Raw genomic sequence first — 26,625 nt, 5'->3', positions numbered from 1 at the left:
TTACATGTTTTGTTTTATTTTTGTTAGGGGACATTAATGGTGTCACATTATAATTTGCAACGAAAGGCGTGATTGTACAATGGAACTATGGTTCACTGAGAAACAAACAAAGCATTTTGGAATTACAGCGCGTATTAACCGCACTTTACATACGGAGCAAACAGAATTTCAAAAGCTAGATATGGTTGAAACTGAAGAATTCGGCAATATGCTTATTTTAGATGGCATGGTTATGACAACGCAAAAGGATGAATTCGTATATCACGAAATGGTAGCGCACGTACCATTATTCACACATCCAAACCCTGAAAACGTTTTAGTTGTTGGCGGCGGAGATGGCGGCGTTATTCGTGAAGTATTAAAACACCCAAGCGTGAAAAAAGCGACGCTTGTTGAAATTGATGGAAAAGTAATCGAGTACTCTAAAAAATACTTACCAGAAATTGCTGGCGAGTTAGAAAATCCACGTGTAGAAGTAAAAGTAGGCGATGGCTTCATGCACATTGCTGAAAGCGAAAACGTGTATGACGTAATCATGGTTGATTCTACAGAGCCAGTAGGCCCAGCTGTAAACTTATTTACAAAAGGATTCTATGCTGGAATCTCTAAAGCGTTAAAAGAAGACGGTATTTTCGTAGCGCAAACAGATAACCCTTGGTTCACACCAGAATTAATTTCAAACGTGTTTAAAGACGTAAAAGAAATTTTCCCAATTACACGTCTATACACAGCAAACATTCCAACGTACCCAAGCGGCCTTTGGACATTCACAATCGGATCTAAGAAGCATGATCCACTAGAAGTAAGTGAAGAGCGTTTCCACGAAATCGAAACGAAATACTATACAAAAGAACTTCACAAAGCAGCATTCGTATTACCTAAATTCGTTGGGGATTTAATTAAGTAAGAAAAGCGAAGCTGACGGTGGCTAAGGTTCTTTCCCACAGAAGGCACTATTTGCTTTCTCGTGGGGAAGGTTCTTAGATGCTAGGGTCTAGTGGGGCAGAGCTAGCTGCCGAAGTTGTAATAAAAGTAAGTAAATTTCTTCTCGACTAATTGGGTTGAGGCGAGTGTGGTAAATCGATAAAGAGGAGCAAAACCGCTCCAAATTTGAGACAAAATGAAAGGTTGGGATACCTTCAGTTCCAGATAGGAGGAAAAAGAATATGCGTTTTGATGAAGCTTATTCAGGTAAAGTATTTATTAACAGTCATCCAAGTTTTGAAGATGCTGAGGTTGTTATTTATGGGATGCCGATGGATTGGACAGTAAGTTATCGTCCGGGTTCTCGTTTCGGTCCAGCACGTATTCGTGAAGTATCAATTGGACTAGAAGAATATAGTCCGTATTTAGATCGTGAATTAGAGGAAGTTAAATATTTTGATGCAGGTGATATTCCGCTTCCTTTCGGTAATGCACAGCGCAGCTTAGACATGATCGAAGAATATGTAACAAAACTATTAGATGCTGGTAAGTTTCCACTAGGTCTTGGTGGTGAGCACCTAGTGTCTTGGCCAATTTTTAAGGCGATGGCCAAAAAATATCCAGATTTAGCAATCATCCACATGGATGCTCATACAGATTTACGTGAGTCGTATGAAGGCGAGCCTTTATCTCACTCTACACCAATTCGTAAAGTGTGCGATTTAATTGGTCCAGAAAACGTATATTCTTTCGGTATTCGTTCTGGTATGAAGGAAGAATTTGAGTGGGCAAAAGAAGTTGGCATGAACTTATACAAATTTGATGTATTAGAACCATTAAAGAAAGTATTGCCAACACTTGCAGGACGCCCAGTCTATGTCACAATTGATATCGACGTATTAGACCCAGCGCATGCTCCTGGTACAGGAACATTAGAAGCTGGCGGTATCACTTCAAAAGAACTACTAGATTCCATTGTTGCAATTGCAAATTCAAATATAAACGTAGTTGGAGCAGACTTAGTAGAAGTAGCTCCTGTATATGATCACAGTGACCAAACACCAATCGCAGCAAGTAAATTTGTGCGCGAAATGTTACTTGGATGGGTGCAAAAATAAAAGTGAAGCTACTGAGTATTCCAGTCACTAGAGCTAGATGAAAAGTAAGCTTTCTAAAAAAGGCTATTTCGAATGAATTCGAAATAGCCTTTTTTGTTGAGAAGATATTTTAATTAACTTCTCTTACAATGATGTAAGAGAAATGTAAGAAAAATCGATAGAGACTATTTTGGATAGATTTTATACTCAATGAAGCACTATACAAGGATACATGTTAGAGGTGGAAAGATTCATGCGTATGATATTAAAAGTTACAGCAGTACTTGCTGTTTTAGGCGGTGCAGGTGTCTTTTACTTACAATCAAAAACAGAAGGTGTGCAAGCCTTTGTAGATAACTTTTTTTCAGGTAAGGAAGTAAAGGATTATTATGCTGTAACAAATCAAGCCGAGAGAAAAGGGAATAAGTATTTGTATACATTTACTGCTTATGATAGGGATGGAAATGAGCAAGTTGTGAAAAAAATGATAAATCGTGAACTTTGCCAAGGAGTATACTTGAAAGTTTACGCAAAAGGCAGCCAAGGGAAAGGATGGGCAGAACTGCGAGAGAATGAAGTGCCAACGAAAGTGCTAGAAAAACTGAAAAAATAATAAAAAACCCAAGTTCATACTGAACTTGGGTTTTAATGTTTCACAAGGATGATACCAACATTTTTATCCCGCATTAACGAGCAGTAAGACCCCCACCTTAAGATTTAGAGAGAAGCGAGGAAGATAGGTGGGGGACAACTGCCCGTAAAAGCCCGATTGGTGAGAGCTTTCCATCAGTGGGGAATGAAAAACCCCCCCCACTGATGGAAGTTTCACTTTATAAATTGCTTTTTTGAACTACATCTTTCAATATGTTTCCTAATATTTCAGCAGACAGACACCGCTGTTTTTTGATATGATAGGAAAAGTGTTTTATTATAAATTATACTTAATATCTATAACATTTTGAAAGGTGTGCAAGACGTGGAGAATCAACTTGCAGGCTTACCAGTACAAGTTCACTTTGTAACGGAAGTTCGTGAAGGGGCGCGAAAGGAAACTATTGCTTTTGACGCAAATGGTCTATACTATGTAAAGGGTCAAAGTACATATGTAACGTTTCAAGAGCCGAACGAACAAGGCGAAGTGAAGACAATTATTAAAATCCAAGATGATCAAGTTCTCATTATGCGTTCAGGTGCTGTTTCTATGCGCCAAACTCATAAAAAAGGCGAGTGGACAACAGGAACGTATACGAGTGAACTTGGAACGTTTGCATTGCAAACGAAAACAGATAACGTCCTTTTTAAATGGTCGGAAGAAAAGAAAAAGGGACAACTCTTTCTAACGTATGCATTGCTTCTAAGTGAGCAAGAAGCAGGCCGATATACAATTACTATTAATCTCAAGGAGGCACAATAATGAACTCTTTAGAACAAGTAAAAGAACTCATTAAAGAGGAAATTAAAGCTGCTGTAGTAAAAGCAGAATTAGCGACAGAAGAACAAATTCCAAACGTTGTATTAGAAACGCCAAAAGATAAAACACATGGTGATTTCTCTACAAACATGGCGATGCAGCTTGCACGCGTAGCGAAAAAGGCACCGCGCATGATTGCAGAAGAATTAATTGCAAATTTCGATAAAGCAAAAGCTTCTATTGAAAAAATCGAAATTGCTGGACCTGGCTTCATTAACTTCTACATGGATAACAGCTACTTAACAGATCTAATCCCAACAATTATTACAGCTGGCGAAGCTTACGGTGAAACAAACACTGGTAACGGTGAAAAAGTACAAGTTGAGTTCGTATCTGCAAACCCAACAGGTGACCTTCACTTAGGACATGCGCGCGGCGCGGCAGTTGGTGACACGTTATGTAACGTATTAGCAAAAGCAGGATACGATGTATCTCGTGAATACTATATTAACGATGCTGGTAACCAAATTCATAACTTAGCGCTTTCTGTTGAAGCTCGTTACATGCAAGCGTTAGGGTTAGATAAAGAAATGCCAGAAGACGGTTACCATGGTGCAGATATTATCGGTATCGGGAAGCGTTTAGCAGAAGAGTTTGGCGATCGTTATGCAAAAGCTGACGCAAAAGAAAGCTACGAATTCTACCGTGAGTACGGTTTGAAATATGAATTAGCAAAACTTCAAAAAGACTTAGAAAGCTTCCGCGTTAAATTTGATGTGTGGTTCTCTGAAACATCGTTATACAAAAACGGAAAAATTGACGAAGCTCTTGCAGCGTTAAAAGAGCGCGGAGAGGTATTTGAAGAAGAGGGCGCAACATGGTTCCGTTCTACAACTTACGGCGATGATAAAGACCGCGTATTAATTAAAAACGATGGTTCTTACACATACTTAACGCCAGATATTGCGTATCACCGTGATAAATTAGAGCGTGGTTTTGAGAAATTAATTAACATTTGGGGTGCTGACCACCACGGTTACATTCCACGTATGAAAGCAGCAATTCAAGCGCTTGGATACGATAAAGATACATTAGAAGTAGAAATCATCCAAATGGTACAACTATACCAAAACGGTGAAAAAGTAAAAATGAGTAAACGTACAGGTAAAGCTGTTACACTTCGTGAGCTTATGGAAGAAGTAGGCGTGGACGCAATGCGTTACTTCTTTGCAATGCGCAGCGGTGATTCTCATTTAGACTTTGATATGGACTTAGCGGTATCAAAATCAAATGAAAACCCTGTATACTATGCACAATACGCACATGCACGCGTATGCAGTATCCTTCGCCAAGGTGAAGAGCTTGGATTAACTGCAGGCAGCGATGTTAACTACAAACTTGTTGCTTCTGAGAAAGAAGTAGACTTATTAAAGAAACTGGGTGAATTCCCAGCGGCAGTTGCAGAAGCAGCACAAAAACGTCTGCCACACCGCATTACAAGCTATGCATTTGACTTGGCAGCAGCGCTTCATAGCTTCTACAATGCAGAAAAAGTATTAAACCAAGATAACCTAGAGTTAAGTAAAGCTCGTTACGACTTAATGCGTGCGGTACGCATTACACTTCAAAATGCATTAGCATTAGTTGGAGTATCTGCACCTGAGAAGATGTAATAAAGTGAAACTACCGAGTACTCTAGTCGCTGGCACTAGATAATAAAAAAGCAGGATGTACGGAAATATTTCCGTGCATCCTGCTTTTTCTTATAGTTGTGTTAAAATAATTGGTTCACCGCGTGTAACGACAACGGTATGCTCACATTGAGCAACAAGGCTTTTATCTGGCGTTACAAATGTCCAGCCATCATCACCGCGTTCGATAATATGATCCGCACCCATGGATACGAATGGTTCTACTGCTAAGACAAGTCCGTCTTTTAATAGCGCACTATCCATAGGATCGAAATAGCTTAAAATATGGTTTGGTGCTTCGTGTAAGCTAAGTCCAATGCCGTGTCCTGTTAAGTTTTGAATTACTGCGTAGCCATTTTTACGCGCATCATTGGAAACCGCACGACCAATTTGGTTTTGTTTTGCGCCAGCTTTTACTTTTTTCATGGCTGCCCAAAATGCACTTTCAGCAGCAGCGCAAAGTTTTTCTTTTGCTTCATCTTGTCCAAGAACGAACGAAATACCTGTATCTGCGTAGTAACCGTCAAGTGCTGCAGATACATCTACGTTTACTAAATCGCCTTCTTTTAGGACGCGATTCCCTGGAATGCCGTGGGCAACTTCTTCATTGACACTAATGCAAGTTGTGCCTGGAAAATCATATTCTTTTTCAGGTGCAGAAATGGCACCGTGCTCATCTAATACTTTCTTACCAATTAAATCAAGCTCTTTCGTTGTCATACCTGGCTTCGCTTGTTTCTTCATTTCCTCGCGAGCAAGCGCAACGATGCGGCCGATTTTTCGTAAGCCTTCTAAATCTTGTTCATTACGAATAATCATGAAAACCACTGTCCTTCCTCGAATGTACATCTCACATGATTGTATCACGTTTGTTTTTGTCCTGCTACTTGCGTGGGAAAACCCGTATTTTAAGACTTCCTGACATTTGTCATATTCATATCATGACGTCTTTTACTGTTTTCCATCTCTTCCAATTTATACAATATAAATGTAAGTAACGATGGAGGTGGAGAAATGGAACAAGTAATTGAAGTGAATGGTGTTTCAAAAACATTTAAATATAAAAAAGCAGTAAATAACGTTTCATTTACAGTAGGGAAGGGGCAAATTGTTGCATTACTTGGACCAAACGGGGTTGGGAAAACAACAATAATTTCGATGATGCTTGGATTAAGGGATCCTTCAGAAGGAAATATTTCTATATTTGGCAAGAGCCCAAAGCACCGGGACGTTCGCAATCGCCTTGGGGCAATGCTGCAAGAAGTGAGCGTAATTGATAGTATCTCTGTGGAAGAGGCAATTGATTTATTTCGTAGTTATTATACGAATCCACTTGCAAAAGAAACACTGCTTCAGCTATCCAATTTAGAGTCAGAAAGAAAGCAAAGATGTGAAAAGTTATCTGGCGGTCAAAAAAGACGTTTGAATTTTGCACTCGCACTTGCTGGAAATCCAGAATTACTATTTTTAGATGAACCAACAGTAGGGATGGACATCACGTCTAGAAAAAACTTTTGGGATACAATTCGAAAGTTAGCAGGTGAAGGAAAAACGATTATGTTAACAACACATTATTTAGAAGAAGCAGATGCACTAGCAGATCGAATTTTATTATTTGCAAATGGAAAAGTGATTGCCGATGGAACACCAGATGAGATGAAAGCAACAATTTCTCAAAAAACAATTTCATTTTATGCAAAAGAGGAAATGCCAACAAGTATGCTTCGAAGTTTATCTCATGTTACAAGTGTCCAGTCGCATGAAAAACGTGTGGTGCTGACAACAGATGATACAGATGCTACGCTCCGGGAAATTTTCAATAAAAACTTGCCGGTCATGGATATTGCTGTTGAGCGCGGCAGCTTGGATGAAGCTTTTGAACAGTTTGTTGCAAATCAGAAGGAGGGAATTGCATGAGAGCGTTTTGGATGCAATGTAAAATAGAAATATTACGTACGTTTCGCAATAAATTATTTATCTTTTTCTCGTTATTAATGCCAGTTATGTTTTATTACATTTTTACAAATGTCGTGTCAGTGCCGGAAAATGGAGATGCATGGAAAGCACACTATTTAATTTCAATGGCTACGTTTAGTATTGTAGGAACAGCACTTTTTAGTTTTGGTGTTCGTCTTTCACAAGAAAAAGGGCAAGGATGGACACAGCTTTTACAAATCACACCGCTGCCAGAAGGGGCGTATTTATCTGCAAAAATTGTTGCACAAACGCTTGTAAATGCTTTTTCAATCTTAGTTATTTTTATCGCGGGAATATTAATTAATGATGTACAGTTAACGATTGGACAGTGGATTGGCGCTGGATTATGGTTGTTAATTGGTGTTACGCCATTTTTAGCGCTTGGAACGGTAATTGGTTCGATTAAGAAGGCTGATGCGGCTGCGGGGCTAGCAAATATTTTAAATATGTGTTTAGCCATTCTAGGTGGTTTATGGATGCCAATCGAAGTATTACCAAAGGCGTTAAGAAGTATTGGGGAATGGACACCGACATATCGTTTCGGAAGCGGTGCTTGGGATATTGTTGCTGGTAAGGCAATTGGCTGGGAGAATGTTGCAGTGTTAGGAGGTTATTTCATCGCTCTTGTTGTATTATCAATATATATAAGAAAGAGACAGGAAGCGATATAAAATGACCGAAAAGAAACAGTTTGAATTCTTTCCAAAACATATGGGATTTTTCCCTTATATATGGCTCGTGTACTTGTTGTTTCCTCTTTATTACTTGATGGGGCAATCAGGTTGGAAATTGATATTAGGAGGCGGGATGCTCATACTCTTTGTTATTGCATACCGCCAGCTTTATTTTGTGAAAAAAACATTTGTTATATGGGCATGTATTCAATTTGTGATTACATTTCTATTTAGTGCATTTTATGAACCATATATGATTTATTTTGGATTTTATACAGCAAATGCAATGGGGTTTACACCGACAAAAAAGCAATTTCGATTGTTGTTTTTCCTTTTGATCGTAATGATTGGTTCTTTTATGTTGCTGCATATGAATGAGCTTACAAAAGCGTCTTTTATAACAGCGATTCCGATGTTTATTTTAATGATTCTTACACCATTTGGTATGCGGAATTTTAATCAAAAAAAGATATTAAAAACACAATTAAGTGAAGCAAATGAACAAATTCGTGATCTAGTGAAGCGAGAAGAACGCCAGCGCATTGCGAGAGATTTACATGATACGTTAGGACATACGTTATCGCTTATTACGCTAAAAAGTCAGCTTGTTGAGAAGCTTATTGTGAAAAATCCAGAACGTGCTTGTCTAGAGGCAAAGGAAATCACGCAAACATCAAGAAATGCGTTAAAACAATTACGGGAATTAATTTCTGATATGCGTATGATTACGGTGGAAGAAGAGCTAGAGCAAGTGAAGGTGATTCTCCAAGCGGCCAATATATCATTAGAAGTAAAGCAGGAGACAAGTACGAATGTATTATCACCGCTAGAACAAAACATTTTAGGAATGTGTTTACGTGAAGCGGTGACAAACGTTGTAAAACATAGCAAGGCAACAACGTGCGTGGTTGCTTTACTTGAAACACAAGGGAAATTGATTTTACAAGTAAAGGATAATGGAATCGGACTACAAAAAAATCATGATGGGAATGGCATTCTTGGAATGAAAGAACGATTGGCTCTTATTGATGGAGTACTTGAACTAGACGATATTCATGATGGAACGATGTTAACAATACATGTACCAATTGTTATAAGAACAGGGAAAGATGGGGTGAGAGCATGATTCGAATCATCATTGCAGAAGACCAGCGTATGCTTCGCGGAGCGTTAGGGGCTTTACTTGATTTAGAAGATGATATTGAGGTTGTTGGGCAGGCGGAAAACGGAGAAGAGGCTTTGCGACTAATTGAAAAACTACAGCCAGATGTTAGTATTATGGACATTGAAATGCCGATTCAGAGCGGATTAGATGTGGCTGAAACGTTACGGAAACAACAGTCACAGTGTAGAGTTATGATTTTAACAACATTTGCCCGTCCTGGTTATTTCGAGCGAGCGATGAAAGCAAACGTGCATGGGTATTTATTAAAAGATAGTCCAAGTGAAGATCTTGCAGCGGCAATTCGGAATGTAATGAATGGGAAAAGAGAAATTTCTCCTGAGCTCATGTTTGGGCTTTGGCAAGAACAAAATCCGTTAACAGACAGAGAAAGAGAGGTTCTCTTGTTAGCGAAGGAAGGAAAGACGGCAAACGAAATTGCAAAAACACTATACTTGTCATCTGGAACCGTTCGAAACTATATTTCCGATGTGTTAACGAAATTAAATGCGAAAAATCGGATTGAGGCAATTGCAATCGCTGAAGAAAAAGGGTGGATATGAAAAAAGAAACCCTAGTAATGGGTTCGGTTTAGAGGGAGAAAACAGGAAATAACATACATTCTGGAGATGTAATTCGTATATGAATTAGCATCTCTTTTCTATTGTTAAATACTACGCTGAATACGGAACACAGCGAAAGTGAATTCATTGATTTGTTTTGTTGAACATCCTGGATGACAAGGACTTTATTGACGGGATAAAAGAAATAATAAGCGTATCATTCAACAAAGACTTTTAAATACGAATAAGAACATTTGTTCTGATATGATTGTTTTGTAAAATAAAATGCTAGGAGGTCTTTAAAATGAGTAAAGTTATTAGATTTGAATTTCAATTTCCAAATCCTGAAGAAGCTATTGAATTTTATTCAAGTAATTTCGGTTGGAAGTTTGAAAAGATGCCTGGTCCAGTTGATTATTGGTTTATAATTACAGGTGAGAGTGATAAACCTGGTATAGATGGTGGGTTAATGAAATCTCCTGATGGGGCTACAAGAACTACTAATTCTATTGAGGTACCTTCAGTCGATGAATACATAAAAAAAGTCACTGAAAATGGAGGATAAGTAGTTGTCCCAAAAACTGCTATTCCCAATATGGGTTACTTTGCTTATTGTTTAGATAATTAAGGACTTCTTTTTGGAGTGTCTGAAGTTAATACAGAAGCATAGTGATTTAATAATAATAAGAGAAGAAGGCATTGCTTTTGAGCAACGCCTTTTTAGTATAATTATTTAATGCCAATTACTTTTTTATTTCTATAAATGTTATGTATGAATAATTTAATGTAAGGGGTTTGAAAGATTATGAAGATATCATAAATAATTACCATTCAAGTGCAGCGCTTCTTCTTCGTTTTACTCCTCTTATAGATGAGAGAGCCTCTATTAATTTGAAAAGTGCTAAATCTTTTTGTTTACTTTCAATCATAATATCGAAGTCTTGATTCAGTTCTTTTGCTATGGATAGGAAGTTTTGAATAAATGGAACATCAATATAATCAGAATGTGCCCGGAATTCTCTTTCTGATTTTGGTGAAGAAATATGAACTTTTGGAATGGTATTTGTATGATCCCACGTCGCAAAAATAGATGGAAGTAATGCTTCTAATGATTCTTCACATGGATTTGCAACATGATGATGATAATCGAAGACAAAAGGGAGTTGCTCTCGCCTGCAAACTGTTAACGTTTCGGCCGCTGTATATGTTTTATCATCATTTTCCAGTGTCATTTGTTTTTTAATATGAGTAGGAAGTTTCTTAATGTTCTCATGGAAACGCAGTAAAGCCTTTTCTTTATTTCCGTATGCTCCTCCAACATGAATGTTTATGTAAGAAGAATCTGCAATGTTCATTGCATCTAGCAAATTGTAATGATACGTCATATCGTGAATAGCATTTGTTGTAATATGAGGCTTATCACTTGTAAATAAGGTAAATTGATTCGGATGAAAACTTACACGTAAATGATGCCTTTTAATTAGCTCTCCTATTTCTTTCCAAAAAATTTTAAAAGTGTCGATATAATTGAAATTTACTTCAGGATGTGTTGCCAATGGAACAATAGAAGAGGATAGGCGATACAGCTCAATTTCATGTGCGATATTGTAGTGTAGAATTCGTAATGTATGCAAAATGTTTTGTTTTGTCACGTCATATAATTTTTCATCGCGTTCTTGTTTGTTCAATTGTTTCCATCTTGTAAATGTCATCGTTTTTGCAGGAGAACAGTCCCACAATGCAAGAGCATGTGAGACATAACCAAATCTTATTTTCATACGTACATCGCCTTTCATGTGTTTATAGAAAAAAGGAAAGGACTGTTCCAATCCATTCTTTTCCTTTGTCTAAAAGAGAGTGAGGAGAAACATCTTGAATTGAAAGTGAAACGGAAGCTTCTAAGTCGTGATTGATTTCTTTCTTCACTTGTTCTAAAAACGGTGAGCCATATAATATACAATTGATTTCATGGTTCAGATATAAGCTTCTCATATCAAAATTCGCAGTTCCAATATCACAAATACAGCCATCTATCATTACAATTTTGGCATGAAAAAATCCATCTTGAAATTCGTAAATATGACAGCCTGCTTCAATAAGCTTCCGGCAATATGGAAGTTTCGCTTCACGAACAAATGGATGATCCGCTTTTTTAGGTACGAGAATGGTAATACGAACGCCTCGCTTTTTTGCGCGTAGCAATGCACTCATTAGCTTTTTCCCAGGGATAAAATAGGGCGTACCGATATATAGCTCTTTCGTTGCCTTTTCAATTAAATCGAGAAAAGTTTGTTGTAAATAAGCGCCGTCAGTTGGTACGAACTGATGGGAAGTTTCTCCCTTTTCCAGTATTGGAAAGTAATAATCTTCATGCAATAAATCTTCATTTGTATCATCGCGCCAATCGTGTAGAAACTGCGTTTGTAAGTCTTGTACGCCTTCTCCGGTAAGGCGTAGATGGTAATCACGCCATGGACCGAGTGCAGCATTATGCCCTAGGTATTCTTCACCGATATTAAAGCCACCGATATAGCCGATTTTTCCGTCAATAATCGTAATTTTTCTATGGTTCCGTTGATTAGCGGAAAAAAAGAGAAATGGGAGACGGATTTTATGACAAAATGAAAAATGTATGCCCTGTTGTTTTAATTCACGGATTGTTTCCTTTGATAAATGATGGCTGCCAATCCGATCAAGGAGAAGGCGTACTTCAATACCTTGTTGTGCTTTTTCCATTAGAAGCTGTAAAAATGTATGGCTAATCTCATCGTTTTTTACGATAAAAAATAAAATATGTACGTGATGCTTAGCCTGTTGTATATCAGTAAATAGCTCCTTATATAATGTTTGGCCATATGTATAGAGTTTAAAGTTACTATGGCGCAAAGGAAATGAACGAGGTTTAAGTTGTTTTAAATGAAGTTTTCTTCCATATATGAAGTCGAAATTTATCCACAGTAAGAAAAAGACAAGGAAGAGAAATAAAAAGCTCATGTATCCATTCCCTCCTCTATATTCATTTTTATCCCGCTATTTGCGGGCAGTAAGACCCCTACCTCAAGATTCAGAGAGAAGCGAGGAAGATAGATGGGGGATAATTGCCCGTAAAAGTCCAATTGGTTAACCATCAGTGGGGATGAAAAAATCCCTTGCTGATGGAAGTTTCACTTTATAGTTTCACCGAAATAAAAAGCTTTATGAAAAAATATATTGTTGTATAACAAAAAACTGTTGACTGAACGCTCACTCATCATATAATGGAAATAAGGGCAATAAATTCAGAAAATTATTTATTTTCGAAGATTCGAAAAAGGGAATATTACACGGAGAGGGGTTGGCAGAAATATGAATAGTTTATTAATTGTTAACTGGTTGGCGACAATCGCCATCATAGCGTATGCAGCATATTTATTTGTATATCTCATACGAACGCGGATTACCTACATACAATTAGGAAAGAAAGTCGAATTTGATCGCCGCTTCAAAGAAAGATGGGATCTTATTAAGGGGAATGTCTTCGGACAAAAGAAGCTTCTTAAAGATAAAAAGAGCGGTATCATGCATGTTATGTTTTTTTACGGATTTATTCTTGTCCAATTTGGAGCAATTGACTTCATATGGAAAGGCTTAGCACCAGGATCACATCTTCCACTTGGACCACTATACCCTGCATTTACATTCTTCCAAGAAATCGTCACACTCATCATTTTAATTGCAGTCTTTTGGGCTTTTTATAGAAGGTATATTGAAAAACTTGTGCGCTTAAAACGTAATTTTAAAGCGGGACTTGTTTTAATTTTTATCGGCGGCTTAATGCTATCTGTTCTTCTTGGTAACGGAATGGGCATCATTTGGCATGGCGAGGAATTATCATGGAGTGAACCAATTGCTTCTGCAATCGCTTACTTATTTTCTGGAATTGGTGAAACAGCTGCGATTGTTGTGTTCTATTTTGCGTGGTGGATGCATCTACTTATTTTGTTAACGTTTTTAGTTTACGTGCCACAATCGAAGCATGCACATTTAATTGCAGGACCAGCAAATGTATATTTTAGCCGTTTAACAAATCCAGGGAAATTAGAAAAAATCGATTTTGAAGATGAAACACAAGAAACATTTGGCGTTGGAAAAATTGAAGATTTCAAACAAACGCAACTTATTGATTTATACGCATGTGTAGAGTGCGGCCGCTGTACGAATATGTGCCCAGCAACGGGAACAGGAAAGATGCTATCACCGATGGATTTAATATTAAAACTGCGTGATCATTTAACGGATAAAGGCGCAGCGGTGACATCGCGTGCACCATGGGTTCCAACTGTTGCATTTAACAATACACAAGGTAATCAGTTAGCGATGATGGCGGCTGGAGAGGGACAACATGAATCTGCAGCAACACTAGCATACAATCCAAGTTTAATTGGCGATGTCATTACAGAAACAGAAATTTGGGCTTGTACAACGTGTCGTAACTGCGAAGACCAATGTCCAGTTATGAATGAACATGTTGATAAAATTATTGATTTGCGCCGCTATCTTGTTTTAACAGAAGGAAAAATGGATCCAGAAGCGCAGCGTGCCCTGACAAATATCGAGCGTCAAGGAAACCCTTGGGGGCTGAACCGTAAAGAGCGTGAAACGTGGCGTACGATGGAAGAAGAAGTTTCTATTCCGACTGTGAAAGAGAAAACGAAAGCAGGCGAAGAGTTTGAGTACTTATTCTGGGTAGGCTCTATGGGATCATATGATAACCGCAGCCAAAAAATTGCGTTATCGTTTGCGAAGCTGATGAACGAAGCTGGTATTTCCTTTGCTATCCTCGGAAATAAAGAGAAAAACTCAGGTGATACACCGCGTCGTCTTGGAAATGAATTTGTCTTCCAAGAGATGGCAAACAAGAATATTGAAGAGTTTGAAAAAGCGGGCGTTAAGAAAATCGTGACAATTGATCCGCACGCATATAACACGTTTAAAAATGAGTATCCGGACTTTGGCTTACAAGCAGAAGTCTATCATCATACAGAATTGTTAGCACAGTGGGTGAAAGAAGGACGATTAAAACCAGTTCACCGCGTAGAAGAAACGATTACGTATCACGATTCTTGTTATTTAGGACGCTACAACGAAGTGTACGAAGCGCCGCGTAATATTTTAAAAGCGATTCCAGGCGTGAATCTCATTGAAATGGAGCGTAACCGCGAAACAGGAATGTGCTGCGGAGCGGGCGGTGGTCTGATGTGGATGGAAGAGACTGCTGGTTCTCGTATTAACGTTGCACGTACAGAGCAAGCGCTTGCTACATCGCCGACGATCATCGGTACGGGCTGCCCATATTGCTTAACGATGATTAGTGACGGTACGAAGGCAAAAGAAGTAGAGGAACGCGTACAAACCCTTGATATAACAGAGATTTTAGAGCGCTCTGTTATCGGGTCAAAGAAAGAAGCAATGTAACATGTAAGAATCCGTACAACTTTAGATAAAAGGGGGTGCAAAGGTTGCACCTCTTTCTCACAACAGCTGAACTGAACGAGCGTTCAATCAACGCCGCAAAATGAAGAAATGGGGGAATATGTTTTGACTAGAACAGTAATTTTAAGTGCTGCAAGAACACCTGTTGGAAAGTTTGGGGGAGCTTTAAAGGATGTAAAGGCAACGGAGCTTGGAGGAATTGCAATTGGAGCGGCATTAGAGCGCGCGAATGTTGCAGCAAGTGATATTGAAGAAGTTATATTTGGAGCGGTTATTCAAGGTGGTCAGGGACAAATTCCATCACGCCAGGCGGCAAGAGAAGCAGGGATCCCATGGGAGACGCGCACAGAAACAGTCAATAAAGTATGTGCTTCCGGGCTTCGTGCAGTAACATTAGCGGATCAAATTATTCGTACCGGCGATCAATCGTTACTTGTAGCAGGCGGCATGGAATCGATGAGTAATAGTCCATATATTTTACGCGGTGCACGCTGGGGATATCGCATGGGGCATAACGAGGTTGTTGACTTAAACGTGGCAGATGGCTTAACGTGCTCATTTTCTGGCGTGCATATGGGTGTGTACGGCGGAGATGTAGCGAAAGAAGATGGTATTTCCCGCGAAATGCAAGACGAATGGGCATGCCGCAGTCATATGCGCGCCGTTGCATCACGCAAGGAAGGCCGATTTGAAGAAGAAATTGTACCTGTATCTGTGCCGCAGCGAAAAGGTGAGCCGGTAGTTGTTGCTCACGACGAAGCACCGCGCGAAGATACAACAGTTGAAAAACTAGCAAAATTAAAACCTGTATTTGATAAGGATGCAGCGGTTACCGCAGGAAATGCACCAGGTTTAAATGATGGCGCGGCAGCGCTCGTATTAATGAGTGAAGAGCGTGCGAAGCAAGAGGGAAGAAAGCCGCTTGCGACAATTTTAGGTCATACAGCGATCGCGGTTGAAGCGAAGGATTTCCCGAGAACACCAGGTTATGCCATTAACGAGCTGTTAAAGAAAACAGGTAAGAAAGTAGAAGAGATAGATTTATTTGAGATTAATGAAGCATTTGCGGCTGTAGCTATTGCAAGTGCAAATATTGCAGGTATTGATCCAGAAAAGATTAACGTAAACGGCGGAGCAGTTGCGATGGGACATCCAATCGGAGCAAGCGGTGCGCGCATTATCGTTACTCTTATTCATGCGTTAAAGCAGCGTGGTGGCGGAATCGGTATTGCATCTATTTGCAGCGGCGGCGGTCAAGGCGACGCAATTATGATAGAGGTTCAGTAAAAAAGGGGGCTATAAATATGACGGTACAAAATATTGTTGTAATTGGTTCAGGACAAATGGGATCTGGAATTGCACAGGTATGTGCGATGGCAGGTTATGACGTATATATGCAAGATTTAAAACAAGAGCAGTTAGACCGCGGCATGGGGATTATTACGAAAAATTTATCTAGGCAAGTTGAGAAAGGCCGCATGAGCGAAGAGGATAAGCAGGCAACATTAAATCGTCTTACAGCAACACTTACACTTGATTGCTTGAAAGAGGCAGATCTTGTCATTGAAGCAGCTGTAGAGAGAATGGATATTAAAAAACAAATTTTTGCGAATTTAGATGAGTTAGCACCGGAACATACGATTTTAGCAACAAATACATCTTCGTTGCCAATTACTGAAATTGCAGCTGTTACGAATCGTCCAGAAAAGGTTATTGGCATGCACTTTATGAATCCAGTTCCAGTTATGAAGCTTGTTGAAATTATTCGCGGTTTAGCAACAGAGGACGTTGTATATGAAACGATTGAAGATATTACGAAAAAAATCGGCAAAGTTCCAGTTGAAGTAAATGACTTCCCAGGATTTGTTTCGAACCGTATTTTATTGCCAATGATTAACGAAGCAATTTATGCGCTATATGAGGGCGTGGCGACGAAAGAAGCGATTGATGAAGTTATGAAGCTCGGCATGAATCATCCGATGGGACCGTTGACACTCGCTGATTTTATCGGTTTAGATACGTGTCTATACATTATGGAAGTACTGCACGAAGGATTAGGAGATAGCAAATATCGCCCATGTCCGTTACTTCGTAAATACGTAAACGCAGGCTGGTTAGGGCGCAAGACAGGACGCGGTTTTTACGTTTACGAATAATAACATACTCCGGTAGGGCACCTCTTTGCATGCACTAGTGGTCTTACCAAATAGTTGAATTACTATATAAAACAATTTGAGGTGGAGCATATGAACTTTCAATTTACAGAAGAGCAGCAAATGATGCGAAAAATGGTTCGGGACTTCGCTCAAAAGGAAATTGCTCCCTTTGTTCCTACTATGGAACAAGGGGTGTTTCCTAGAGAAGTCTTACAGAAAATGGGCGAGCTTGGACTGATGGGAATTCCTATTCCAGCGAAATACGGCGGAGCGGAAATGGACCTTATTTCATATATTTTAGCAATTAATGAACTGTCAAAAGTAAGCGCAACCGTAGGTGTAATTTTAGCAGTGCATACCTCTGTTGGAACGAATCCTATTTTATATTTTGGAACAGAAGAGCAAAAGCAAAAGTATCTTCCGAAGTTAGCAGCTGGTGAATATTTAGGAGCATTTGCATTGACAGAGCCAGGCGCTGGATCAGATGCAGGAAGTTTGAAATCAAGAGCAGTTAGATGCGGTGATGAGTACGTAATTAACGGTTCAAAAGTATTTATCACAAACGGCGGCGAGGCAGATACATATATCGTGTTTGCTTCTACGAATCCGGATGCGGGTACACGCGGGATATCGGCATTTATTGTTGAGAAAGATACACCGGGTTTAATCATTGGAAAAGATGAGCACAAAATGGGGCTATTAGGTTCTCGTACAGTGCAATTAACGTTCGAGGACATGAGAGTTCCTGTTGAGAATTTGCTTGGCGAAGAGGGTCAAGGTTTTAAAGTGGCAATGGCAAACTTAGATGTTGGTCGCATTGGTATCGGGGCGCAGTCACTTGGCATCGCTGAAGCAGCGCTTGCATGTGCTACGGATTATGCGAAAGATCGTCATCAATTTGGGAAGCCGATTGCCGCGCAGCAAGGATTAGGATTTAAGTTAGCGGATATGGCAACAGCTGTGGAAGCAGCTCGTCTGCTTGTATACCGTGCAGCATCGCTGAGAGCACAAGGCTTATCGTGTGGGAAGGAAGCGTCAATTGCAAAACTATTTGCTTCCAAAACAGCAGTAGAAGTTGCGATTGAAGCTGTGCAGGTGCTTGGCGGTTACGGTTATACAAAAGAGTATCCTGCGGAGCGATTCTTCCGCGATGCAAAAATATGTGAGATTTATGAAGGAACAAGTGAGATTCAGCGCTTAGTTATTAGCAGAGCGCTTTAAGGGGGAATAGAGATGCACTTTAAATTATCAGAAGAACATGAAATGATTCGGAAAATGGTTCGTGATTTTTCGAGAAATGAAGTGGCACCAACGGCAGCAGAGCGCGACGAGGAAGAACGCTTTGACCGCGCTTTATTTGATCAAATGGCGGAGCTTGGCTTAACTGGTATTCCGTGGCCTGAAGAGTACGGTGGAATTGGGAGCGATTACTTGGCTTATGTGATTGCGGTAGAAGAGCTGTCACGTGTTTGCGCATCTACAGCTGTAACATTATCGGCGCATACGTCGCTTGCAGGATGGCCAATTTTTAAATTTGGTACAGAGGAGCAAAAACAGAAATATTTACGTCCGATGGCAGAAGGAAAGAAAATTGGAGCTTACGGCTTAACAGAGCCGGGTTCAGGCTCTGATGCTGGTGGAATGAAAACAACAGCAAAGCGTGACGGCGATCATTATATTTTGAACGGTTCGAAAATTTTCATTACAAATGGCGGAATTGCGGATATTTATGTTGTGTTTGCACTGACAGATTCAGAGTCAAAGCAGCGCGGAACAAGTGCATTTATTGTGGAAAGCGATGCGCCTGGATTTTCTGTTGGAAAGAAAGAGAGCAAGCTTGGTATTCGTTCTTCACCGACGACGGAGATTATATTTGAAGATTGCCGCATTCCTGCCGAGAACTTACTTGGCGAGGAAGGCCAAGGATTTAAAATTGCGATGCAAACGTTAGACGGTGGCCGTAATGGTATTGCTGCGCAAGCGGTTGGCATCGCACAAGGTGCACTTGATGCTGCTGCCGATTATGCGAAGGAACGCCATCAATTTGGTAAACCAATTGCCGCGCAGCAGGGGATTGGTTTTAAACTAGCAGATATGGCGACGGGTGTAGAGGCGGCACGCTTGTTAACATATCAAGCGGCTTGGCTTGAGTCAGAAGGACTGCCGTATGGCAAAGAATCAGCAATGTCGAAATTGTTTGCAGGAGACACGGCGATGAAAGTGACAACCGAAGCTGTGCAAGTATTCGGGGGATATGGTTATACGAAAGATTATCCAGTTGAGCGTTTTATGCGTGATGCGAAGATTACGCAAATTTACGAAGGCACGCAAGAAATTCAGCGCCTTGTTATTTCACGTATGTTAACGAAGTAGAAGCTATAAGAAGCGTAGGGAGCCTCCTACGCTTCTTCCTGCAAAATGACAGGAAAAGGGGTGAAGGATATGGTTAAGCACAATGTACAAGCATCTGTGAAAGATGAAAAACTTATTGCACTTCGGCGCGAGCAAATGATTAAAGGTGCTGTACAGCTCTTTAAGCAAAAAGGATTCCCGCGCACAACAACGAGAGAAATCGCGAAAGCAGCAGGCTTTAGCATTGGTACACTCTATGAATATATTCGAACGAAAGATGATGTGCTTTATTTAGTGTGCGATAGCATTTATGAACATGTAAAAGATCGTTTAGAGCAAGTGCTGTGCAGAGAAAAAGGCAGCATTGATAGTTTAAAAGCCGCGATTACAAATTATTTTAAAGTTATGGATGAGCTGCAAGAAGAGGTCCTTATTATGTATCAAGAAGTTCGTTTTTTACCAAAAGAGTCGCTGCCTTACGTATTAGAGAAAGAATTTCAAATGGTAGGGATGTTCGAAAATATTTTGCAGCAATGTGTTCAAAATAAGGTATTTACTTTAACAAAAAAAGAGGTTCAACTGCTTGCTCATAATATTTTTATTCAAGGACAAATGTGGGGATTTCGGCGCTGGGCACTGCAGAAACTTTATACATTGGAAGAATATACAGAGATGCAAATTCGTTATGTATTAAATGGTGCTCATATGATTCAAAACTAAAAAGGGCAATAACGTTGCAATATGTAGGGAAATCACTTTATGATTCCCTATTTTTTTTGTGGCATATTTGGTGGAGTTTTGTTTATAATGAATAGTATGGATTTTTTTTGAACAGGCCTTTATATTAATAGGATATATTTTAAGAAAGGAAGTGCCGCATAAGTGAATTTAAAGCAATATTCACCAGAAGAGCTAAAAGAATTGTCCATGATCGAAGCTGTACATAGCTTGTTAGAGGAAAAACAACAAGCAACATCTTTTCACGATCTAGTTCAAGAAATTGCTCAATTACTGGGACTAACTGAAGAGCAAGTTGCTGCGAGAATCGCACAATTTTATACAGATTTAAATATCGATGGGCGCTTTATCAATCTCGGAGAAAATCGTTGGGGACTACGCGGATGGTATCCATATGAGCAAATTGATGAAGAAATCTTACCTCAACCGAAACCTAAGAAGAAACGTAAGGTAGAAGAGGACGAGCTAGATGACTACAACGATGATGAAGAGGACGACTTCGAAGAAGAGGCAGATGAAGACTTTGACGAAGTTGAAGATGAAGACGAAGATGTAGAAGATCTTGATGAAATTCTGGATGAAGATGATGAAGATCTTGATGATCTAGAGGACGACGATGATTTTGCCGATGAAGATGAGTTGGAATACGACGAATCAGGCGAAGAAGAGGAAGAACAGTAGTCCTTGACTTTTTATTATCGTCCATGTAGAATCATTTTTGGGCTCTTTAAAAAAGACGATAATAACTTTTACGTGTAAATATAAAAGAAAATTGCTCCCTATTTATTACTTTTAGTGATAAAGGGAGCAATTTTCTTTTTTGTTTTTTGTTTAGAAAAACAAAAGAGTCTAACAATAAGATAAGGTAAGTGTTATCTACATACGTTGCGATTTGCAGCGATGATTATATAACAGCAAACTAGAAGGGAGTACTTTCATGACTAAGTATATTTTTGTCACAGGCGGTGTAGTATCTTCTTTAGGAAAAGGTATTACAGCAGCATCTTTAGGAAGACTTTTAAAAAATAGAGGACTAAACGTAACAACCCAAAAGTTTGATCCATACATTAACGTAGACCCAGGGACAATGAGCCCATACCAACACGGTGAGGTTTTCGTAACAGATGATGGTGCAGAAACAGACTTAGACCTTGGTCACTATGAGCGTTTCATCGATATTAACTTAAATAAATACAGCAGCGTAACAACAGGTAAAATTTACTCTTCTGTTCTTCAAAAAGAGCGTCGCGGTGAATATTTAGGGGGAACAGTTCAAGTTATTCCTCACATTACGAACGAAATTAAAGAACGCGTATTCCGTGCGGGTCGTGAAACAAATGCAGACGTTATCATTACAGAAATCGGCGGAACTGTTGGTGACATTGAGTCTCTACCATTCTTAGAAGCAATTCGCCAAATTAAGAGCGATATTGGCCGTGACAATGTAATGTACATTCACTGTACGTTAATTCCGTACTTAAAAGCAGCGGGTGAAATGAAAACAAAACCAACGCAGCACAGCGTTAAAGAACTTCGCAGCTTAGGTATTCAGCCAAATATTATCGTTGTTCGTACAGAACTTCCTGTTTCTCAAGATATGAAAGATAAGCTTGCATTATTCTGCGATATCGATCCAAAAGCAGTAATTGAAGCGCGCGATGCAGATACATTATATACAGTTCCATTATCTCTTCAAGAGCAAAATATGGACCAAATCGTTTGCGATCACTTAAAACTAGACAATCCAGCTGCAGACATGACAGAGTGGAATGCATTAGTAGAAAAAGTACGCAACCTGTCTAAGAAAACAAAAATCGCTCTTGTTGGTAAATATGTAGAGCTTCAAGATGCATACATTTCTGTTGTAGAAGCACTTCGTCATGCAGGTTACAAATTTGATACAGATGTAGAAGTGAAATGGGTAAATGCTGAGCACGTAACAGCAGAAAACGTGAAAGAATTAGTTGGCGATACAGATGGTATCCTTGTACCAGGTGGTTTCGGTGACCGCGGTGTTGAAGGTAAAATCGCTGCAATTCAGTATGCACGTGAAAACAAAGTTCCATTCTTAGGAATTTGCTTAGGTATGCAGCTTGCATCAATCGAATTTGCACGTAACGTATTAGGATTAGAAGGAGCTAACTCTTCTGAAATCAATCCTGACACGCCTTACGCAATTATCGATTTATTACCAGAACAAAAAGATGTAGAAGATTTAGGCGGTACACTTCGTCTTGGTCTATACCCATGTAAGCTTACTCCAGAAACAAATGCTTACAATGCGTATACCGAGCCAGTTGTTTATGAACGTCACCGTCATCGCTATGAGTTCAATAATCAATTCCGTCAAGACATGGAAAACGCTGGATTCATCTTCTCTGGTACAAGCCCAGACGGCCGTTTAGTAGAAATTATCGAATTAAAAGAGCATCCTTGGTTCGTGGCATCACAGTTCCACCCAGAATTTGTATCTCGTCCAAATCGTCCGCAACCATTGTTCCGTGACTTCGTAGAAGCTTCTATTATTAATAAAGAAGGTAAGTAATAAGAAAAAGGCGTCCTATATAGGGCGCCTTTTTATGTTACTCATATTCATTCATAATGTCATCGATTGTAAATTTTAATCCATGATATGCAAATAAAGCCGTTATTAAACTTGGAAAGCCATAGCGAGAGCCATCGTCATCTGGAATCAATGCCTTTACAAGCTTTGTATCAATATGTGCATCGGTGAATTGTTCTAGCGATAATTCGCCTTCTTGTTTTGCAGAAATACCAACAATAAAATGACCGTTTTCTTGCAGCTGCTTTGCTAATGAAATGATATCTTCATCCGTGGAAAAGCGGCTGATAAGTAGTATACGGTCAGCGACGGTTACGCCTGCTTGTTTACCGTCTTCAAATAGCCGTTTTGCATTTTGCATAGGCTCGGATCCATACAAAGCTTCACAAATTACACCTTCCATCTCTTTCGTACCGTGCAAATAAATGTGGCCATCTCCAACTAATGCTTGTGCAAGTAAACGAGCACTATCTTCTATATTCATCTCTTCTTTCTGAGCAATTCTTGTGAAATAGCCACCTAGCTGAGTGGAAAAAATTTTAAACATGAGGATGCTCCTTTCTAACGTGTTAGACGGCTTTCATTATAGCTTATTTTTTCATAAAGGCGCTAGCGTTAGTAAATAGTAGACGGTAAAATAAGAAAGAATAGGAAGGAATTTGATAAAAAGTAGCGAAAATAATCGAAAGAGATATGAGAAATATAAATTTTGTATTTATATAGAAAGGTTGGATAACATGGAAGGGAAAATCCTAATCGTTGATGATCAATACGGCATTCGTGTTTTATTACACGAGGTGTTTCAAAAGGAAGGTTATCAAACATTCCAAGCAGCAAACGGTTTTCAAGCCCTTGATATTGTAAAAAAAGACTGTCCTGATTTAGTTATTTTAGATATGAAAATTCCAGGTATGGATGGAATTGAAATTTTAAAACATGTGAAAGAAATTAATCGAGAAATTAAAGTGATTTTAATGACGGCGTATGGGGAATTAGATATGATTCAAGAAGCGAAAGACCTTGGTGCATTAATGCACTTTGCAAAGCCGTTCGATATTGATGAAATTCGTAGTGCTGTGCGAAAAGAAATTACAGTACAAGCATAATCGTGAATTTTTTATTAAAAAATATAGAAAAAAGCGTTTTCATGGGCTGATGAGCAGGTGAATGCAGTTGAGTTTTTGAGTACAAGTTGGTATCCTATTGAGTGTAGAAAAAAGTCCGGTATGTGATTATACATATTTTTCCTTTTCGTGGTCATACTACCATCGATAAGAACTTATCGGATATAAAAAACGTTTTTAGGAGGATTCACCATGCCTTTAGTTTCCATGAAAGAAATGCTAAACAAAGCGCTAGAAGGAAAATACGCAGTTGGTCAATTCAACATGAACAACTTAGAGTGGACACAAGCTATCTTAGCTGCTGCGGAAGAAGAAAAATCTCCTGTAATTTTAGGTGTATCTGAGGGCGCAGCTCGTCATATGACTGGTTTCAAAACAGTTGTAGCTATGGTTAAAGCTTTAATCGAAGAAATGAACATCACTGTTCCTGTAGCGATTCACCTTGACCATGGTTCAAGCTTCGAAAAATGTAAAGAAGCAATTGATGCAGGTTTCACATCTGTAATGATCGACGCTTCTCACCACCCATTTGAAGAAAATATCGAAACTACTAAAAAAGTAGTAGAATATGCACACGCTCGTAACGTATCTGTAGAAGCTGAGCTTGGTACAGTTGGCGGACAAGAAGATGACGTAGTAGCTGAAGGTGTTATCTATGCTAATCCAGAGGAATGTAAAGAACTAGTAGCTGCAACAGGTATCGACTGCCTAGCTCCAGCATTAGGTTCTGTACATGGTCCTTACAAAGGTGAGCCTAACTTAGGATTCAAAGAAATGGAAGAAGTTCGTGACTTAACTGGTGTACCTTTAGTACTTCATGGTGGTACTGGTATCCCAACAGCTGACATTAAAAAATCTATCTCTTTAGGTACTTCTAAAATCAACGTAAACACTGAAAACCAAATCGAGTTTACAAAAGCGGTTCGTGAAGTATTAAATAAAGACCAAGAAGTTTATGATCCTCGTAAATTTATCGGACCTGGTCGTGAAGCAATTAAAGCGACTGTAATCGGTAAAATTCGTGAATTTGGTTCTAACGGTCAAGCATAATTCTAAAAATATTTTTAGAAACCGTCTAGCCTTTTAGACGGTTTCGTTTCGTTGTATAATGAAAGCGTGACCATTTTATGGGATAGACAATTTTCTACTTGTTAAGGCGTTTGAAAGGAAATATTTTTATAATTGTGTAAAAATAGAGGAAACAAATAGCATGGATATACTCATACGTGTAAAAACGTATCCGAAGTTGTGAAATCACCCGTTGTAGTGGGGAGGCTGGAACGGTAGATGAATTCACGAGAAGGGGGCTCAAAATGGACAAGTTGCTGATTGAAGGCGGTGTGCCTTTGCAAGGTTCGATTCGTGTAAGTGGTGCAAAAAATAGTGCTGTTGCGCTTATTCCCGCGACCATTTTAGCAGAAACACCAGTTACAATTGGTGGTGTACCTAATATTTCTGATGTAAAAATACTTGGTGACTTATTAGAAGAAATTGGTGGTTCTGTTACGTATCATCAAGACGAAGAAATGACAATTGATCCTTCTAAAATGGTAGCCATGCCTCTTCCAAATGGAAAGGTAAAAAAACTGCGTGCTTCTTATTATTTAATGGGAGCGATGCTCGGTCGTTTCAAAAAAGCAGTAATTGGGCTTCCTGGTGGATGTCATCTAGGACCAAGGCCAATTGATCAGCATATTAAGGGGTTTGAAGCGCTTGGAGCATATGTAACAAATGAGCAAGGTGCAATCTATTTACGTGCAGACGAACTGCGGGGAGCACGTATTTATTTAGATGTTGTCAGCGTAGGTGCGACAATTAATATCATGCTTGCTGCAGTGCGTGCAAAAGGTAGAACAGTAATTGAAAATGCAGCGAAAGAACCAGAAATTATTGATGTAGCGACGCTTCTTACAAGCATGGGTGCTCGTATTAAAGGAGCAGGAACAGATGTGATTCGTATTGATGGTGTTGAATCGCTTCATGGTTGTTACCATTCTATTATTCCTGACCGCATTGAAGCTGGAACATATATGATTTTGGGCGCAGCTTCTGGTGGTGAAGTTACAGTTGATAATGTGATTCCGCAGCATTTAGAATCCATAACGGCTAAGCTTCGAGAAATGGGTGTAAAAGTAGATACACACGATGATCAAATTGTGGTGAATGGGAATCGCCAACTAAAAATGGTAGATGTAAAAACACTCGTATATCCAGGATTTCCGACTGATTTACAGCAACCATTTACAGCGTTATTAACGAAAGCGAATGGAACGGCAGTTGTAACGGATACCATTTACGGAGCGCGTTTTAAACATATAGATGAGTTAAGAAGAATGAATGCGCAAATTAAAGTGGAAGGTCGTTCTGCTATCGTAACAGGCCCTGCTTCGCTGCAAGGAGCCAAAGTAAAAGCGAGTGACTTACGCGCCGGGGCTGCTCTTGTAATCGCAGGTTTAATGGCAGAAGGAATCACAGAAGTTACAGGATTAGAGCATATTGATCGTGGATATGAAAATTTAGAAGATAAGCTTCGAGGTCTTGGAGCAAAAATCTGGCGTGAAAAAATGACAAGTCAAGAGATTGAACAGATGAAAAATGCATAAAGATCTTTACATGGGTAAAGTGATATATGTGTATAAAGTGTAAGTGAAAACGGCATAAGGTAAAAATTTTATTGGAAGTTTAGTATGAGATAAATATTACGGCTTAAAGGAGAGGGAT

24 protein-coding genes and 1 pseudogene are annotated in these 26,625 nt (G+C 39.3%); 21 read left to right on the top strand and 4 right to left on the bottom strand.

What is annotated here, in order from left to right:
* Positions 1–79: 79 nt before the first annotated feature.
* The 5 genes from speE to argS all read left to right on the top strand — a co-directional run bounded on the left by speE (position 80) and on the right by argS (position 5,105).
* A complete protein-coding gene (speE, locus tag NKR74_RS23265) occupies positions 80–907 on the top strand; it encodes a polyamine aminopropyltransferase (RefSeq protein WP_098310064.1) in 828 nt (275 codons plus the stop codon).
* Between the two features lie 259 nt (positions 908–1,166).
* Positions 1,167–2,042 (top strand): agmatinase, encoded by an 876-nt coding sequence (gene speB, locus NKR74_RS23260; protein ID WP_020059760.1) that lies wholly within the window; start codon positions 1,167–1,169, stop codon positions 2,040–2,042.
* Between the two features lie 232 nt (positions 2,043–2,274).
* Positions 2,275–2,634 (top strand): YxeA family protein, encoded by a 360-nt coding sequence (locus tag NKR74_RS23255; RefSeq protein WP_253630984.1) that lies wholly within the window; start codon positions 2,275–2,277, stop codon positions 2,632–2,634.
* A gap of 363 nt (positions 2,635–2,997) precedes the next feature.
* Positions 2,998–3,435, top strand: coding sequence for a YwiB family protein (locus NKR74_RS23250; protein WP_253630983.1), 438 nt, complete (start codon positions 2,998–3,000; stop codon positions 3,433–3,435).
* Positions 3,435–5,105, top strand: a complete 1,671-nt coding sequence (argS, locus tag NKR74_RS23245; protein ID WP_253630982.1) for an arginine--tRNA ligase — start codon at positions 3,435–3,437, stop codon at positions 5,103–5,105. The genes NKR74_RS23250 and argS overlap by 1 nt, the downstream gene beginning before the upstream one ends.
* Positions 5,106–5,195: 90 nt before the next feature.
* On the opposite strand, the gene map is transcribed toward argS, so the two are convergent.
* Entirely contained in the window at positions 5,196–5,990 is a 795-nt protein-coding gene (gene map, locus NKR74_RS23240) for a type I methionyl aminopeptidase (protein WP_098310059.1), read from the bottom strand.
* 147 nt (positions 5,991–6,137) lie between these two features.
* On the opposite strand from map, the gene NKR74_RS23235 reads away from it, so the two are divergent.
* From NKR74_RS23235 to NKR74_RS23215, 5 genes and pseudogenes are all read left to right on the top strand, one after another.
* Positions 6,138–7,040 carry an ABC transporter ATP-binding protein gene (locus NKR74_RS23235; RefSeq protein WP_253630981.1) on the top strand — a complete coding sequence of 301 codons (903 nt, stop codon included), beginning with the start codon at positions 6,138–6,140 and terminating at the stop codon, positions 7,038–7,040.
* Positions 7,037–7,771 (top strand): ABC transporter permease, encoded by a 735-nt coding sequence (locus NKR74_RS23230; protein ID WP_253630980.1) that lies wholly within the window; start codon positions 7,037–7,039, stop codon positions 7,769–7,771. Before NKR74_RS23235 ends, NKR74_RS23230 begins: the two co-directional genes overlap by 4 nt.
* 1 nt (position 7,772) lies before the next feature.
* A complete protein-coding gene (locus NKR74_RS23225; RefSeq protein WP_253630979.1) occupies positions 7,773–8,900 on the top strand; it encodes a sensor histidine kinase in 1,128 nt (375 codons plus the stop codon).
* Positions 8,897–9,499: a response regulator transcription factor gene (locus NKR74_RS23220; protein ID WP_253630978.1), complete on the top strand. Its 603-nt coding sequence runs from the start codon at positions 8,897–8,899 to the stop codon at positions 9,497–9,499. Before NKR74_RS23225 ends, NKR74_RS23220 begins: the two co-directional genes overlap by 4 nt.
* Positions 9,500–9,803: 304 nt before the next feature.
* Positions 9,804–10,127 (top strand): annotated as a pseudogene (locus NKR74_RS23215) (VOC family protein).
* Positions 10,128–10,323: 196 nt separating this feature from the next.
* Here the strand turns inward: NKR74_RS23215 and uvsE are convergent.
* A complete protein-coding gene (gene uvsE / locus NKR74_RS23210) occupies positions 10,324–11,277 on the bottom strand; it encodes a UV DNA damage repair endonuclease UvsE (protein ID WP_253630977.1) in 954 nt (317 codons plus the stop codon).
* Positions 11,278–11,299: 22 nt separating this feature from the next.
* Positions 11,300–12,493, bottom strand: coding sequence for a cardiolipin synthase (cls, locus tag NKR74_RS23205; protein WP_253630976.1), 1,194 nt, complete (start codon positions 12,491–12,493; stop codon positions 11,300–11,302).
* A 351-nt stretch (positions 12,494–12,844) separates the two neighbouring features.
* On the opposite strand from cls, the gene NKR74_RS23200 reads away from it, so the two are divergent.
* The 8 genes from NKR74_RS23200 (at position 12,845) to pyrG (ending at position 22,762) form a co-directional block, all read left to right on the top strand.
* Positions 12,845–14,953 (top strand): (Fe-S)-binding protein, encoded by a 2,109-nt coding sequence (locus NKR74_RS23200; RefSeq protein ID WP_253630975.1) that lies wholly within the window; start codon positions 12,845–12,847, stop codon positions 14,951–14,953.
* 123 nt (positions 14,954–15,076) lie between these two features.
* Positions 15,077–16,258 carry an acetyl-CoA C-acetyltransferase gene (locus tag NKR74_RS23195; RefSeq protein ID WP_098310052.1) on the top strand — a complete coding sequence of 394 codons (1,182 nt, stop codon included), beginning with the start codon at positions 15,077–15,079 and terminating at the stop codon, positions 16,256–16,258.
* Positions 16,259–16,275: 17 nt separating this feature from the next.
* A complete protein-coding gene (locus tag NKR74_RS23190; RefSeq protein ID WP_253630974.1) occupies positions 16,276–17,127 on the top strand; it encodes a 3-hydroxybutyryl-CoA dehydrogenase in 852 nt (283 codons plus the stop codon).
* A 90-nt stretch (positions 17,128–17,217) separates the two neighbouring features.
* Positions 17,218–18,348, top strand: coding sequence for an acyl-CoA dehydrogenase (locus NKR74_RS23185; RefSeq protein ID WP_253630973.1), 1,131 nt, complete (start codon positions 17,218–17,220; stop codon positions 18,346–18,348).
* A 12-nt stretch (positions 18,349–18,360) separates the two neighbouring features.
* On the top strand, positions 18,361–19,500 hold the full coding sequence (gene acdA / locus NKR74_RS23180; protein ID WP_098310049.1) for an acyl-CoA dehydrogenase AcdA: 1,140 nt from the start codon (positions 18,361–18,363) through the stop codon (positions 19,498–19,500).
* A 69-nt stretch (positions 19,501–19,569) separates the two neighbouring features.
* Complete coding sequence (locus NKR74_RS23175) at positions 19,570–20,199, top strand: TetR/AcrR family transcriptional regulator (RefSeq protein WP_098310048.1); 630 nt, start codon at positions 19,570–19,572, stop codon at positions 20,197–20,199.
* Between the two features lie 162 nt (positions 20,200–20,361).
* Positions 20,362–20,898, top strand: a complete 537-nt coding sequence (gene rpoE / locus NKR74_RS23170) for a DNA-directed RNA polymerase subunit delta (RefSeq protein WP_253630972.1) — start codon at positions 20,362–20,364, stop codon at positions 20,896–20,898.
* A gap of 256 nt (positions 20,899–21,154) precedes the next feature.
* Positions 21,155–22,762: a CTP synthase gene (pyrG, locus tag NKR74_RS23165; protein WP_253630971.1), complete on the top strand. Its 1,608-nt coding sequence runs from the start codon at positions 21,155–21,157 to the stop codon at positions 22,760–22,762.
* Between the two features lie 37 nt (positions 22,763–22,799).
* Here pyrG and NKR74_RS23160 read toward each other — a convergent pair whose 3' ends face one another.
* The gene (locus NKR74_RS23160) at positions 22,800–23,327 is read right to left on the bottom strand and encodes a DUF2529 domain-containing protein (RefSeq protein ID WP_230574275.1); all 528 of its coding nucleotides are present in this window, start codon (positions 23,325–23,327) and stop codon (positions 22,800–22,802) included.
* 190 nt (positions 23,328–23,517) lie between these two features.
* Here NKR74_RS23160 and NKR74_RS23155 point away from each other — a divergent pair, with 190 nt between their 5' ends.
* From NKR74_RS23155 to NKR74_RS23145, 3 genes are all read left to right on the top strand, one after another.
* A complete protein-coding gene (locus NKR74_RS23155; RefSeq protein ID WP_098310044.1) occupies positions 23,518–23,886 on the top strand; it encodes a response regulator in 369 nt (122 codons plus the stop codon).
* Between the two features lie 210 nt (positions 23,887–24,096).
* Positions 24,097–24,954, top strand: coding sequence for a class II fructose-bisphosphate aldolase (locus NKR74_RS23150; protein WP_098310043.1), 858 nt, complete (start codon positions 24,097–24,099; stop codon positions 24,952–24,954).
* Between the two features lie 263 nt (positions 24,955–25,217).
* Positions 25,218–26,507 (top strand): UDP-N-acetylglucosamine 1-carboxyvinyltransferase, encoded by a 1,290-nt coding sequence (locus tag NKR74_RS23145; protein WP_098310042.1) that lies wholly within the window; start codon positions 25,218–25,220, stop codon positions 26,505–26,507.
* Positions 26,508–26,625: the final 118 nt, after the last annotated feature.

This window comes from Bacillus sp. 3103sda1, from assembly GCF_024159135.1.
Classification (GTDB): Bacteria; Bacillota; Bacilli; order Bacillales; family Bacillaceae_G; genus Bacillus_A; species Bacillus_A rhizoplanae.
This window is presented reverse-complemented; position numbering and strand designations above follow the sequence as displayed.